At 45.6% G+C, this 13,228-nt stretch carries 11 protein-coding genes and 1 pseudogene; 9 read left to right on the top strand and 3 right to left on the bottom strand.

Features of this window, described 5'->3' with window-relative positions; translation table 11 throughout:
* Positions 1–120 precede the first annotated feature (120 nt).
* Complete coding sequence (locus J4N45_RS07545; RefSeq protein WP_252014352.1) at positions 121–816, bottom strand: class I SAM-dependent DNA methyltransferase; 696 nt, start codon at positions 814–816, stop codon at positions 121–123.
* Positions 817–1,026: 210 nt separating this feature from the next.
* Here J4N45_RS07545 and gltS point away from each other — a divergent pair, with 210 nt between their 5' ends.
* The gene (gltS, locus tag J4N45_RS07540) at positions 1,027–2,241 is read left to right on the top strand and encodes a sodium/glutamate symporter (RefSeq protein ID WP_252014350.1); all 1,215 of its coding nucleotides are present in this window, start codon (positions 1,027–1,029) and stop codon (positions 2,239–2,241) included.
* Positions 2,242–2,258: 17 nt separating this feature from the next.
* Here the strand turns inward: gltS and J4N45_RS07535 are convergent, their stop codons facing one another.
* Together J4N45_RS07535 and J4N45_RS07530 are read right to left on the bottom strand one after the other, a co-directional pair.
* Positions 2,259–2,732, bottom strand: a complete 474-nt coding sequence (locus J4N45_RS07535) for a GNAT family N-acetyltransferase (protein ID WP_252014349.1) — start codon at positions 2,730–2,732, stop codon at positions 2,259–2,261.
* Positions 2,722–3,201 carry a GNAT family N-acetyltransferase gene (locus J4N45_RS07530; RefSeq protein ID WP_252014347.1) on the bottom strand — a complete coding sequence of 160 codons (480 nt, stop codon included), beginning with the start codon at positions 3,199–3,201 and terminating at the stop codon, positions 2,722–2,724. Before J4N45_RS07530 ends, J4N45_RS07535 begins: the two co-directional genes overlap by 11 nt.
* A 164-nt stretch (positions 3,202–3,365) precedes the next feature.
* On the opposite strand from J4N45_RS07530, the gene J4N45_RS07525 reads away from it, so the two are divergent.
* The 8 genes and pseudogenes from J4N45_RS07525 to J4N45_RS07490 all read left to right on the top strand — a co-directional run bounded on the left by J4N45_RS07525 (position 3,366) and on the right by J4N45_RS07490 (position 13,123).
* Positions 3,366–4,004, top strand: coding sequence for an NAD(P)H-dependent oxidoreductase (locus J4N45_RS07525; protein ID WP_252014346.1), 639 nt, complete (start codon positions 3,366–3,368; stop codon positions 4,002–4,004).
* Positions 4,001–5,914 (top strand): monovalent cation:proton antiporter-2 (CPA2) family protein, encoded by a 1,914-nt coding sequence (locus tag J4N45_RS07520; protein WP_252014344.1) that lies wholly within the window; start codon positions 4,001–4,003, stop codon positions 5,912–5,914. The genes J4N45_RS07525 and J4N45_RS07520 overlap by 4 nt, the downstream gene beginning before the upstream one ends.
* Positions 5,915–6,083: 169 nt before the next feature.
* Positions 6,084–7,364, top strand: a complete 1,281-nt coding sequence (locus tag J4N45_RS07515; RefSeq protein ID WP_252014667.1) for an MATE family efflux transporter — start codon at positions 6,084–6,086, stop codon at positions 7,362–7,364.
* Between the two features lie 94 nt (positions 7,365–7,458).
* A pseudogene (hpf, locus tag J4N45_RS07510) lies at positions 7,459–7,749 on the top strand (ribosome hibernation-promoting factor, HPF/YfiA family); the annotation flags it as partial.
* A 290-nt stretch (positions 7,750–8,039) separates the two neighbouring features.
* On the top strand, positions 8,040–8,204 hold the full coding sequence (locus J4N45_RS07505; RefSeq protein ID WP_252014343.1) for a hypothetical protein: 165 nt from the start codon (positions 8,040–8,042) through the stop codon (positions 8,202–8,204).
* A 31-nt stretch (positions 8,205–8,235) separates the two neighbouring features.
* A complete protein-coding gene (locus J4N45_RS07500) occupies positions 8,236–9,903 on the top strand; it encodes a mechanosensitive ion channel family protein (RefSeq protein WP_252014341.1) in 1,668 nt (555 codons plus the stop codon).
* A 194-nt stretch (positions 9,904–10,097) separates the two neighbouring features.
* Positions 10,098–11,306: a multidrug efflux MFS transporter EmrD gene (emrD, locus tag J4N45_RS07495; protein ID WP_128649852.1), complete on the top strand. Its 1,209-nt coding sequence runs from the start codon at positions 10,098–10,100 to the stop codon at positions 11,304–11,306.
* 479 nt (positions 11,307–11,785) lie between these two features.
* Positions 11,786–13,123, top strand: coding sequence for a sodium/glutamate symporter (locus J4N45_RS07490; protein WP_252014340.1), 1,338 nt, complete (start codon positions 11,786–11,788; stop codon positions 13,121–13,123).
* Positions 13,124–13,228 lie beyond the last annotated feature (105 nt).

Genomic DNA, 13,228 nt, shown 5'->3' with positions numbered 1-13,228 from the left:
CCGCTAATGCCAAATTGATTTGTAAATTGAACGGGTTATTGGGCAAAAAAAACACGTTTTTTGCCCTTTTGATGAAAATCTAGCAGGAAACGATGACTATTTAATGTTAACTCAAGAGAATTAATTGGCTTTAGCGCGGATAAAGATGAAGTTTGGTCGGCGCGACAATCTTTCGAACGTTTCAGGTGACTCGGTTTTCATCTCAGGATCTGGTTTACCCTCTGAAAACTTGTCCAACACGAATCCCCCTTCGGAGAGACTCTCAAACAAATTGGTAAATGAACGTCGATAGAAGGAGACCTCTACCGGCTCACCAACGGTATTCCACTCTTCGGTCAGCAGCTCAACATCAAAGTAGTTATTAAACGCGTTCTCTTCAAAGTCAACGAGAGGATGATGGGTCGAGAAAACAAACAATCCATCCGATTTAAGCACACGGTGAACTTCTTTGAACAGCGGGACGAGGTCTTCTAAATAATGCAGCATCAACGGGCAGACGACGATATCAAACGCATCGTCTTGCTCTTTAGGCAGTCCGTTAACCAGATCTTGCGCATAACATGTGACATTGTCACCTAAGCGTTCTCTTGTAATTGCCACCATTTCTTCAGCTAGGTCGATTGCCGTCACCTGTGCACCAGCCTTAACAAAATGCTCGGCATAAGCGCCAGGACCACAACCTAGATCAAGTACCTTCTTATTTGTCACATCACCAATTAACGCTAGTGTTGAAGGACGCTCGTAAAGTGCATTGTACGCATTGTTCTCAATGGCATCTGCGTACTTTTTCGCGTGCTTGGTATACATCTCACCCATAAAAAACCTCCAACTATCAGACTATTAATTCACCGTTTTCGGGGAATGCAATCTACCGACCTGAGTAAGAGACGTCAATCTTAAGTTGCATTAAGAAGGATAGCATCCTTCAAAGTGGAGTTTTCTATTTTAACGGTCACACATAGTATGCCCACAAAGCCATTGCCTCACTTCTTGAGGTACTCATTAAATCAATAGCAAGCCATCACTATGTCTGACATTACCTTAAACAGCGCAGAATCTATGCTACTTGCCATCCTAATACTTTGGGTTGGGTCAAAACTGCTAAGCCACATCAAATCATTCAGTAAGTACCACATTCCATCTCCGATTATTGGTGGTATTCTGATGTCTTTGATCACTATGGCACTGCATTACTCCGGCACTGACATTTCGTTTGATCTACCACTCAAAGACACCTTGATGCTAATGTTCTTTACCAGTGTCGGTTTGTCAGCAGATTTAAGACTTCTGAAGCACGGCGGCTCTGCTCTTATAAGCTTCCTAATCTGTGCCGCTCTGTTTATCTTATTCCAAGATACGCTGGGTATTGCACTGTCTAGTCTTCTAAATCTAGATCCATTACTTGGCCTGATGGCCGGCTCTATTACTCTCTCTGGCGGGCACGGTACTGGCGCAGCGTGGGCAACGGTTTATAGTGAGCAACTAAATATTCCGGGGGCATTAGAAATAGCAATGGCTTGCGCAACATTTGGTTTGGTCGCAGGTGGGATTTTTGGCGGACCATTAGGAACAAGATTAGTAGAGCGCTATCAGCTCACACCTTCAAAAACTCAAAGCTCTTCAACGATTCGAACGCATACGAAAGACAATATAGTCAGCAACGCGAGTCGCATTTTAGGCTATTTCATCGCAATCGCAGTACTAATAACCTGCGCTGTTGTGAGTAGCGACATTCATCAAAGCGCGCAGTCGACAAATATCCACATCCTAACCCTAGTGCCAAATTTCGTTTACGCCATCTTGCTTGGTATGTTAGTTGGCCATATACCTTCGGTTAGAACCAAGCTCGATACTATTCGACTTGAGGTCGACAAAAGTGCGAATCTATCACTTAGTCTCTTTCTCGCGATGGCTCTAATGGACTTGAAATTGTGGAATTTATTTGATCTCGCAATACCGCTACTCATTATTTTGGTCGCACAGCTTATTTTAACTATCGGCTTTGTGTACTGGGTAACGTTTCGCATCATGGGTAAGTCTTACGACGCCGCCGTTCTTGCCGCGGGACATGTGGGCTTTGGGATGGGAGCGACACCGACAGCAATGATGAACCTAAAGGCCATCACTGGCTCTTATGGCCCCTCACCACAGGCCTATTTTATCGTTCCACTTGTAGGTGCCTTCTTTATCGACATAATCAATCTGCTCGTCATCCAAGGTTATATCGCATTTTTAACCTAGCGACATGCTCACACTAACTATTGGTCGTTGCTGCGCCATATCAGGCGCAGCATGTCTTTGTGTTGAATACCGTGCTCGAATATAGGCTCATCGTAATTATCTAGAAAGAAGTTCTTAACGACTGAATCTACTCTAAAGCCATGTTTCTGATAGAAAGAAAGCTGATAGCCAAATGTCCCAGTTCCGAGTTCGACGGAGTCGATACCTTTTTGCGACAGCAAAGCTAAGGTCTCACTAAGCAAAACACCACCAAATCCCTTTCCTTGAAACTCATCATAAATGGCGATATTGAATAGCTCTGCAGAGCGCTGTTTCGCATCAACCTCCACTAGCAATGCACCCACCAATGCTCCCTGCATATAGACAGCGAAACCGATGCAGCGCTCTCGATAAGCATTAATCGCCGCTTCTTCTGGGTCAGCAATCAGCAATATATCGAGCGGTAACTCAGTCTGCTTTACTTCACGGACATCAAACATACTAGAGCTCATTATCAAGTGACCTTTCCATCAAAAAATTATTGAGCACGACGCCTCGTATTTCCGCTTCGTTAGGGCGCACGACCGTAAAACCGAAGTGTAGATAAAAAGGTTTAGCTGTAATACTCACAAAGGAATACAACCTCTCGAGCTTAGCTAGCTTTGCTTTGTCGAGAATAGTGTTCATCAACAAAGACCCCACTCCTCTCCGCTGAGCTCGATGATGACAATAAAAATGATCAATTAATCCATCGGGTTGTAAGTCGCTATAACCTAGGATCTCATCGCCCTCTACGACGATAAACGGGCTGCATCTTGAAATATAGCCCTTAAATACCTCTTTAGTAAGATCTAGAGGGGCCCATGCATCAATCTGCATCTTATTGTAATCATTACAATTTACAGTGCGAATTGTTTGCCGATAAAGCTCTAGCAATTGCTCTGAATCTTGTTCTTTTGCGGGTCTTACTGATAACGACACTGAAAATACTCCTTATGATTCAGCAATTTGAAAACAGAGTTAATATTATCACTTAATGAAAAAACACTGAAAGTTGTATAGGTCACTAGATGGTAACCAATTGAAAAATATCTTTTTGTGTACTAGATATTAAGACTCATAGACAAAGCTATCCGGAAGCGATTATGCCCGAAAATAACAATAAAGTTCTTGTGCTCTATGCACACCCTTCTCAGCGGCGCTCCGAAGTCAATGCGCCCATGTTCCGAGATGCCGCCTCCATCAAAGGCGTTACAGCAGTTGACCTATATTATGAGTATCCGACCTACAACATCAATATCGACCAAGAGCAGCAACGCCTGATCGATCATGATGTGATCATTTTTCAGTTTCCTCTTTATTGGTACTCAACACCATCGATTCTCAAAGAGTGGCAGGACCTCGTTTTGGAGTATGGGTTTGCTTATGGTCAAGATGGCACCGCGTTGCACGGGAAAACGTTCTTGTGTGCAATTTCTGCAGGAGGAAAGGCGGAGGCTTACCAAACTGATGGCTACAACCACTTTACGATCCGAGAACTTTTGCAGCCTTTGGAACAAACCGCAACGCTAACTGGTATGACTTACTTGCCACCGTTTTGCTTATTCGGTTCGCGCACAGCGCAAGAGGAGCATCGCATTCCCGAACATAGAGAACGGTGGAGAGAGTTGCTCAGTCTATTGGCCAGCGGCGATTTTGACATAGAGCGAGCAAAACCTATGGACAAACTCAATCACTACTGGCCATCGGAACAAGCAATTCAATCGGATGAGGGAACATCATGACAGGCTATTTTCTTCAGGCATTCATATACTTAGTTGCTGCCGTTATCGCCGTGCCGATTGCCAAACGACTTGGACTTGGCTCTGTTCTTGGCTACTTAATCGCGGGTGTTGTCATTGGACCAATCATCGGTCTCGTCGGTGAAGAGACCACGACTATTCAGCACTTTGCTGAGTTTGGTGTCGTGATGATGCTATTTTTGGTTGGTCTCGAGCTAGAACCCAAAATGCTATGGAACATGCGTCACAAGCTGATTGGCTTGGGTGGCATTCAAGTAGGTGGTACCGCGGCAGCGGTTATGGGGATTGCCCTTGTTTTCGGCCAGACATGGAGCATCGCGCTTACCATTGGTTTGATTTTTGCCCTATCGTCGACCGCTATCGTACTGCAAACCTTTCATGAAAAAGGGCTTGCTAAAACTGAAGGCGGTCAGAGCTCGTTCTCAGTCTTACTGTTCCAAGATATTGCCGTGATCCCTATGTTAGCGTTCATCCCTCTTTTGGCGATACCAGAGCTAGTAGAGCAAGCTCAGAACGCGGTTGAACATGCCGCAGATCATCATGAAGAATTGAGCTTGGTCGCTGGTTTACCTGGATGGGCTTACGGTTTGGTGATTACAGCCTCTATTGCAGTTGTCGTCGTCGGCGGACATTATTTAAGTCGGCCACTATTCAGATTTGTTGCATCCTCCGGTCTTCGCGAAATATTCACTGCCACCGCACTAATGTTGGTTATCGGTATCGCGGCCTTGATGAGTCTAGTAGGTCTATCCCCTGCTCTCGGTACGTTCTTGGCTGGTGTCGTATTAGCGAACAGTGAGTTTAGACATGAGCTCGAATCTAACATCGATCCATTTAAAGGGCTGCTACTTGGCCTGTTCTTTATTACGGTCGGTGCTGGTATTAACTTTGGCATCTTGTTCAATGATTTCTTTGTCATCATTGGTTTGACTCTAGGCGTCATGCTCTTGAAAGCTGCCGTGCTTTACGGACTTGCCATCATCTTTAATATTCGAGACAGCGCAAGATGGCTATTTACGCTTAGCCTTGCTCAAGCCGGTGAATTCGGCTTCGTTCTTCTTAGTTTCTCCGTTCAAAATCACGTGCTACCGAACGATATCGCCCAAACGCTATCGCTTGTTGTCGCGCTATCTATGTTCCTAACACCCGGCCTATTTATCTTGTTTGATAAGGTTATTTTGCCGCGTTATGAGAAACAGAGTAACGATCGAGAAGCGGACACTGTCGATGAACGTGGTACCGTGATGATCGCAGGGATGGGACGATTTGGACAAATTGTTAATCGCCTATTAGTTGCTAACGAAGTGAAAACAGTGGCGCTTGATGTCCGAGCGGACCAAGTCGATAACATGCGTCAGATTGGTACCAAAGCCTTCTTTGGTGATGCATCTAAACCTGACATACTGCACACCGCAGGTATAGAGGAAACCAAGCTTTTAGTAGTGGCTATTGATAATCAAGAGGCCAGTATCGAGCTTGTAAAATACGTCAAACATACGTACCCTCACGTCAAAATTCTTACCAGAGCATTTGACCGCGGTCATGGTTACCAATTGAGACAGGCTGGTGCAGACTATATTGAATCTGAGACCTATCATTCTGCACTTGAGCTAGGCGCGAAAACAATGAACTGCTTAGGCTTCCATCCTTTCTTTGTCGAACAGCAGAAAGCCACCTACAAGTCGATTGAGGACAAACAGTCTGATCGCTTGTACGAAGGCTGGAAAGGAGGCGCTGAAGGTGAACGCTTCGACAACAACTACCGAGACCTGTTTATTGAACTAGAGGGGCTCATCCGCGACGCCATGCAAATCGACCGCAATGACAAGCACTCGCGCGAACGCGGCTGGACACCGCCGCCAAAAGGTTATGCAGACAAGTTCGAAGAATAGCCTCTTAGGTTTGGTCACGTGCTAAGGAATAGCCGTAATTCAATCAAGGACGGGCTCGCTGCCCGTCCTTCCTATTTTTTAGCCATCGTTCGTGACAATAAGTCGGAACACAAAATAAGAGAACAACGTGGATAAAGATTCTAAACAGTTAGCCAAGCAATTGTTCAACATGACCTTACCTATGGTACTAGGTGTGCTTTCGCTAATGAGTTTCCAATTGGTCGACAGTGCCTTCATTGGTCAACTCGGCGTACTGCCTTTGGCAGCGCAAGGCTTTACCTTGCCGATGCAGATGGTGATCATCGGGATTCAAGTAGGTTTGGGCATCGCAACGACTGCCATTATTTCTCGTGCACTCGGCGCTAACAATGAAGAGTATGCCAAACAGCTCGGTGGATTAATTCTCGTGTTCGGTAGTTTAGGCGTCGCCATCATTGGTGTGGTGATTTGGTTTATCCGGCACCCTATCCTAGCAATGCTGAGCGCTCCAGAATCCGTTTACCCTGTCATTGATAGCTACTGGCCTTATTGGTTGTTAAGCTCTTGGGTAGGGGCTGTACTCTATTTCTACTACAGCGTGTGCAGAGCTAACGGTAATACTGTTCTACCCGGCATGATGATGGTCATCACTAGCATTATTAACCTTGCCCTAGACCCACTGTTTATCTTTACCTTTGATATGGGGATTAATGGTGCCGCTATCGCCACGGTAGTGGCGTTTGGTATTGGTATTTTGGTTGTTGCGCCTAAGGTTGTCTCTAAAAACTGGGCATCATTCAATTGGTCTAACGTGGATATTGCTGAGAGCTTAAGATCGATATGGAAGATCATGGCACCCGCTATGGTGAGCCAGTTATTACCGCCACTCTCCTCTATGTTGGCGACAAAACTGCTCGCGACATTTGGCACGGCTGCCGTTGCGGCTTGGGCTCTTGGCTCTCGTTATGAGTTCTTTGCCATCGTAACCGTGCTTGCACTGACCATGTCGATGCCACCTATGGTGGGCAAGCTCTTGGGTGCTAAGAATCTAGTCGATATTAAGAAGCTCGTGAACATCGCCGTTGCCTATATTTTGGGCTTTCAGTTTGTTGTGGCACTCATTACGCTGTTGTTCGCCAACCAGCTCTCTGCGCTGATGACCAGTGAAGATAACGTATATCAGATATTGAACTACCACCTTATTTTGGTGCCGTTCAGCCTAGGCCCTCTCGGTGTCTGTATGTTGATGGTGTCAATATCTAACGCACTAGGTAAAGCTAAGACGGCATTGACCATCTCTACACTACGCTTGTTTGCCTTCTTTTTACCTTGTTTGTGGGTTGGCGCACAACTTGGAGGTATCCAAGGGTTGTTCTACGGAGCACTAATCGGGAACGTCCTTGCCGGAGTAAGCGCTTGGTTCACATACAGTTATTCTGTGAAGCAGCTTGAAAAAGCGCTTTCAAACTAACCTTATGAAATAAAAAGAAAAGCCTTCTTATTTTTGTCAAACGCCCTCTCCTTTGCTACGTTTAAAATACGTAGTGAAAGGAAAGGTGCAATTAATGAAAATAAACATTCAGACCCATCACGTATCTATCGGTGACGACTCAAGAGAAGAGATAGAAAGCAAGTTTGAGAAAATTGCGGCTCATTTCCCGCAACTAATTAGCAGCGACATCATCATTAGAAAAGAGCACGACCAACACGAAGTCGAAATATTTACTAACTACGAAGGTGTACGAGTCTCTGCTAAAGCGACCCACGACGTCATGTACCCCGCGATCGCAGCATCGCTTAAGAAACTCGAAGCAGGTCTTCGCAGCCGTAAAGGACATCTAAAATCCGGCGCCCATTAATAAAAATGCTGACCACTGTATAGTTTCAGCGGTCCATGCCCTCACTAGATTTCAAAGCCGACACTCTGTCGGCTTTTTTAGTGCTCTACTTTTCCCTACAAAACAATACTGAAATATTTTCTTACCGTGATATTGAACAATCAAATAGCTGCTTTATCGCGCCCTATATCGCTCATCATTCCCCTCTCAGATAGTCTCATCTGCTTTTCAACGCCTGTGGCACAAAATGGCAACTTTACAATTTCTATCCCGCTACTATGTGCTCCAGATTAAGAGGAGCAGACACGATGACCTATAGAGAATTTCAACACACAGACGCATACAAACTGATGGTAGGTACTGGCGACCTAATCACTTCCATCGCCAATTTCACGTTCACCGTAATCAAAGCAGTGGCTAAAGCTGCCTACTGGATTACACGCAAAACGTACTTATGGATCGCCCAGCGATAACCCTGAATCCAACCAACTTTTGAGAAAGCGAATGAAAAGCAAATTAGCACTTGTTTTAGCATTGGCAATTGGAACTGCCTCTCCCATTACAACTTTGGCTTCGGATAGCGTATCGTCAACCGACAACCCCTTATTAACGCAGTCAGAGGCATTGATTCTAGACGTTGAACGCCTTAGCGCTACCGCTGAGCTCAACCGTTTTGAAGAGAGCATTATCGATCGTAAGAATGACGCATTACGACAATCACTGTCCGAGCGTTTAACCAGCAATAAAGATGCAGAAATCAACAAGCAGATTGTCGCTAGCCAACTAACGTTGATGCAGGACCTTCTTGCTGCTAATGAGCAAGATCTCAAACGCTTATCAAAAGAGTCAAAACAAGCCAACGATGCAGCGAAAGACGAAGTTCAATTCGCAATGCAAAAACGCATCACCACTATGGATGAATACTATGCCGATCTGTCTACGACACTAACATGGGCGTCAGATCTAGGCATAGACACTACAAAGGCACGCACCATTCTCGAACGTGACCTTAAGGAACGTGCAGATTTTCTCTATAATTCGGTTCTGTATCTCGACAGTCAACTGAATGATGTCAATGACCGACTCGCTTATTTGCCTGAAGAAGAGAAAGCGGCGCTACAAGAAGATGCCATTAGGATTACTGGTCAGATAAACCTATTAATCTTAAGTCTTGAATCGAGCATTACCTTGCTTGAGCAATATGGTGTCGACACGACCGATTACAAACAACTGTTGTTTACAATCACAGGTGATATTAGCACCGACGTCCTTGATGTGAGTGTCATGATGGGGCTGCTCACTGAATGGCTAGGCGCTTTCAAAGATTGGGCAATGGAACACACACCATCGCTAATCGTTAAGATCTTTGTCTTTGGTATCATTCTTTGGTTGTCGCGCTCATTTGCAAAAATTGTTGGTAAAGCCGTACGCAAGAGTGTCAGTCACTCAACCATGAAATTCAGTGTATTGATGCAAGATTTCTTTGTCTCAATGGCTCAGAAAGGGGTTACCGCACTCGGTCTGTTGATCGCATTATCACAATTAGGGATCGAGCTTGGTCCACTGCTTACTGGTTTCGGTGTTGCGGGTGTTATCATCGGTTTTGCATTGCAAGATACCCTGTCGAACTTTGCATCGGGCATGATGATTCTAATCTATCGTCCATTTGATGTTGGGGACCTAGTAAAAGTGGCTGGAATATCGGGTACCGTTAGCCACATGAGCCTTGTCTCTACGACAATACGAACCGTAGATAACCAGCGCCTCGTTATTCCAAACAATAGGATCTGGGGCGACACCATAAACAACATCACAGCAGAGAAAACTCGTCGAGTAGATATGACGTTTGGTATTGGCTACGGTGATGATATAGATAAAGCAAAACAGGTATTTGCTGACATTCTTGCAGCACACCCGAAAGTACTAAAGTCACCTGAACCGATGATTTATGTCCATACCTTGAACGAAAGTTCCGTAGATTTCATCGTCAGACCTTGGGTGAAAACGGAAGACTACTGGGATGTTTACTGGGAAGTCACCGAAGAAGTGAAGAAACAACTTGATCGCAATGGCATCAGTATTCCATTCCCGCAACGTGATGTTCACGTATACCAGCATGCAGCAGCGACAGAAGTCGACTTGCTAACGGTCGCTCAAGCTGGGGCAAAATAACCAAATGCGAGCATTCACACCTTGAATGCTCGCATTATTTTTTCTAATCAATAACTGAAATTTTTATCGTGATTAATATCACATTTTGTTATTAATGAAAGTCCAAACTGACTCTAACATCTGCGCCCTAATACTGACAGGGCTATTCCTAGGCAGGTTTAATCACTTCCTATTGTTTAAGAGATATTTGAGAAATGTCATCCAAGTTTCCATTAGCTAAGCTGACCTTTTTAATCGCTATTTTGACCGCGGTCGGTCAAATGACCCAGACGATGTACGTGCCTTCAATTGGTCAGATGGCAAAAGAGTTCCACGTTAATCCTGCTATGCTGCAAGCTGTTATGGCGTGTTACTTGATTCCCTATGGTCTTTCACAATTTATATACGGACCATTGTCGGACAAGCTTGGGCGCAAACCTATCATTATCTCGGGACTTGCGATTTACCTAGTTGGTGCGCTAATCAGCTTATTTGCTCATTCATTCGAACTGTTTTTGTTAGGAAGTTTTGTCCAAGGCGCAGGTATCGGCAGCGGTGGTGCAATGTCTCGCACCCTATCTCGCGATTGTTTCTCTGGTGAAGAATTGCATCGTGCAAACAGCATCATTAGTATGTGCGTGATCTTTTCGCCTCTGCTGGCACCAGTACTTGGTGGCCTGCTTACAGAGACTTTAGGCTGGCGTTCAAGCTACTTATTTTTGACGCTCTTCGCTGTTGCCGTAGTCATCGTAATGTCATCGAAGTTGGTCGAAACACTGCCTGAAGAGCGTCGTACGAAAAGCTCGGCAGTGGACAACTATCGATTTGTTCTGTCCGATCGCCGCTTCCAAGGTTACGTGATTTGTCTTGTGGCGACGTTTGCTGGAGTCGCAGTGTTTGAAGCAGCAGCTGGTGTGCTATTTGGCGGTGTATTGAAGCTTTCTGCGCTTACGGTGAGTATTTTGTTTGTCATGCCAATCCCAGGGTATTTACTCGGGGCAGGATTTTCCTCGCTCATCGCAAAACGATTTGGTAATGCAGCGGCGTTTAAGTTCGGTCTAATTGCTATTATTGTTGGCTCTGTGATCGTCCTTATTCCAGGTTTAGAGGGCAGCACAGATGCATGGACACTCACCATTGGCTCAACGGTTTATTTCTTGGGTGCTGGCGTACTCTTTCCGGCTGCAACTACCGGCGCGCTGACCCCATTTCCGAATCATGCTGGCACAGGTGGTGCAGTTCTCGGTGGAATGCAGAACCTTGGTGCGGGTCTTGCTACGCTCGCGGCATCGGTCATACCAGCGAGCAGCCAACTGCCGCTTGGTGTCATAATGTTAGTCATGGCGCTTCTTGCCATGTGGGGACTGCATATTGCTAAACGCGATCGTGGTCGTGATAACACTGGTGGTGCCGTCGCAGTGTAAAGCACTTGGTCATGCATTCACCTATGCATTCACTTATGCATTCACTTATGCAGCGCGTCTTGAAGACGAAGGCGCGCTGCTTGATAAAGATCATGGAAGTCCCCTTCTCCTCAATAAACTCAGGCACAAGTTTGATTTTGCGCTGACATTTCTCTAAGATGCGCCACCTTGAGCAATTGAGTAATCACTCAAATTTGTTGCTAAACCGCTTTGGTTATTATGGTTACCATCCTAACTCAGTGGTCTTCAAGTAACTCGTCTCGATGAGGATCGGACTCTCATCACGCTCACATCATTTAGAGGGGAATGACCCTCGACTCTCTGAGAAGCCTGCCAATTATGGCGCTCTCTATTCAGGCTCGGTGACCGGCTTTGTTTGCCCGAACCTCACTGACCAAATACACAATGTGACTGAGTAGCAATTTGCCTACTTCTGCTCGCCTAGCGAGCAATAAACTATTATAACGATAGGAGTTTTTATGCCTAACGGTTTGATGCTGTCCGATCTTGCGATCGCTGGCGGACTGCTGCTTTTAGGGAAAGTACTTCGAGTACACCTTACTGTTTTCCAAAGAATGTACTTACCATCTGCGGTGATTGCGGGCCTTCTCGGTTTGGCGCTTGGCCCCGCAGGCGCTGACATTCTGCCGTGGACAGACACCTTTGCAAGCAACGCTGGTCTTTTAACTGCTGCACTTTTCTCAGCACTTGGTCTTGCAACCGATGTTCCGTCACCTTCAGTCGTAGCAAAACGCGCTGGTAGTATGTGGGCGTTCAACCAAGTCGCCTCTGTTTCTCAGTGGTTGTTTGCTGCGATGTTTGGCCTGTTTTTAGCGTCTTTTGTATTCTCTGACTTAACACCAGCGTTCGGGATCCCAATGGCGGCAGGCTTTATGGGCGGTCACGGCACCTCGGCGGTTGTCGGTGATATCTTCACAAACCTTGGCTGGGAAGATGCGTTTACGCTAAGCCTTACGTTTGCCACCGCAGGTATTTTTATCTCTATCTCTGTTGGCATGATCATTTTACAAGTTGCCCTCAAGCTTGGCTTAATCAAACGCTTTAACAGCTTTCAAAAGATGAATGATCACGAACGTAAAGGTCTTATTGAAGAGGGTGAGCAACGCTGGGCGATGAAATCAACCATGTCGTCGTTGTCCGTTGACTCCTTTGCGATTCATGCTGCTTTGGTGGTTGTCGTGACCGCTTTTTCTTATGTGGCAGCGGATTTTTTGTCTTCTTTTCATGACAAAGTTCAAATCCCAACCTTTGTAACGGGTTTTCTAGGCGGAATGTTTGTGCGTATGGTGGCTCAACGTACTGGCGCATCTCAATACCTGTGTGACGGCGCATTCAATCATGCCTCGGGCATTAGTACTGACTACCTCATCGTGTTTGGTATTTCAGCCATCAAAATTACAGTACTCGTGCAATATCTGCTACCAATGACTCTACTTGCCATCGGCGGTATTTGTTTCACTCTGTTCCTTATTTTCTGGGTAGCACCCCGTATACTTGGCGATAACTGGTTTGAGAAAGGTATCTTTTCTTGGGGATGGCTAACGGGTACGGTCGCAATGGGTATTGCGCTACTTCGCATCGTCGATCCAAATATGAAAAGCAAAGTATTGGACGACTATGCTATTGCTTATGTTCCAGGGTCCATCACCGATATATTTATTATTTCTCTGATGCCAATTGCTATGTATTCCGGTTACCACTGGGAAGCGTTAGCTGTTGGTCTTAGCTACATCGCGTTTGTTCTTTTTGTTTGGCGCTTTGTATTCCAAAAGTCAGGACAACTAGTGACAGAATAGACCCACAAGGCGGCGACACTTGCTGCCTTTTTTCTACCAAACCTGCCGCCATAACCGACACAACAATGCTCACCCTTACCAAACCACGACTTTTATTTTGATTTC

This window comes from Vibrio sp. SCSIO 43140 (assembly GCF_023716585.1).
GTDB lineage: Bacteria > Pseudomonadota > Gammaproteobacteria > Enterobacterales > Vibrionaceae > Vibrio > Vibrio maritimus_B.
This window is presented reverse-complemented; position numbering and strand designations above follow the sequence as displayed.

Bases quoted from the DNA above. Each gene is read 5' to 3' on its own strand.
- J4N45_RS07515 (WP_252014667.1), top strand. From the start codon at position 6,084: ATGACCTTACCTATGGTACTAGGTGTGCTTTCGCTAATGAGTTTCCAA.
- J4N45_RS07500 (WP_252014341.1), top strand. From the start codon at position 8,236: ATGAAAAGCAAATTAGCACTTGTTTTAGCATTGGCAATTGGAACTGCC.
- emrD (WP_128649852.1), top strand. From the start codon at position 10,098: ATGTCATCCAAGTTTCCATTAGCTAAGCTGACCTTTTTAATCGCTATT.
- gltS (WP_252014350.1), top strand. From the start codon at position 1,027: ATGTCTGACATTACCTTAAACAGCGCAGAATCTATGCTACTTGCCATC.
- J4N45_RS07525 (WP_252014346.1), top strand. From the start codon at position 3,366: ATGCCCGAAAATAACAATAAAGTTCTTGTGCTCTATGCACACCCTTCT.
- J4N45_RS07520 (WP_252014344.1), top strand. From the start codon at position 4,001: ATGACAGGCTATTTTCTTCAGGCATTCATATACTTAGTTGCTGCCGTT.
- J4N45_RS07535 (WP_252014349.1), bottom strand. From the start codon at position 2,732: ATGAGCTCTAGTATGTTTGATGTCCGTGAAGTAAAGCAGACTGAGTTA.
- J4N45_RS07545 (WP_252014352.1), bottom strand. From the start codon at position 816: ATGGGTGAGATGTATACCAAGCACGCGAAAAAGTACGCAGATGCCATT.
- J4N45_RS07490 (WP_252014340.1), top strand. From the start codon at position 11,786: ATGCCTAACGGTTTGATGCTGTCCGATCTTGCGATCGCTGGCGGACTG.
- J4N45_RS07505 (WP_252014343.1), top strand. From the start codon at position 8,040: ATGACCTATAGAGAATTTCAACACACAGACGCATACAAACTGATGGTA.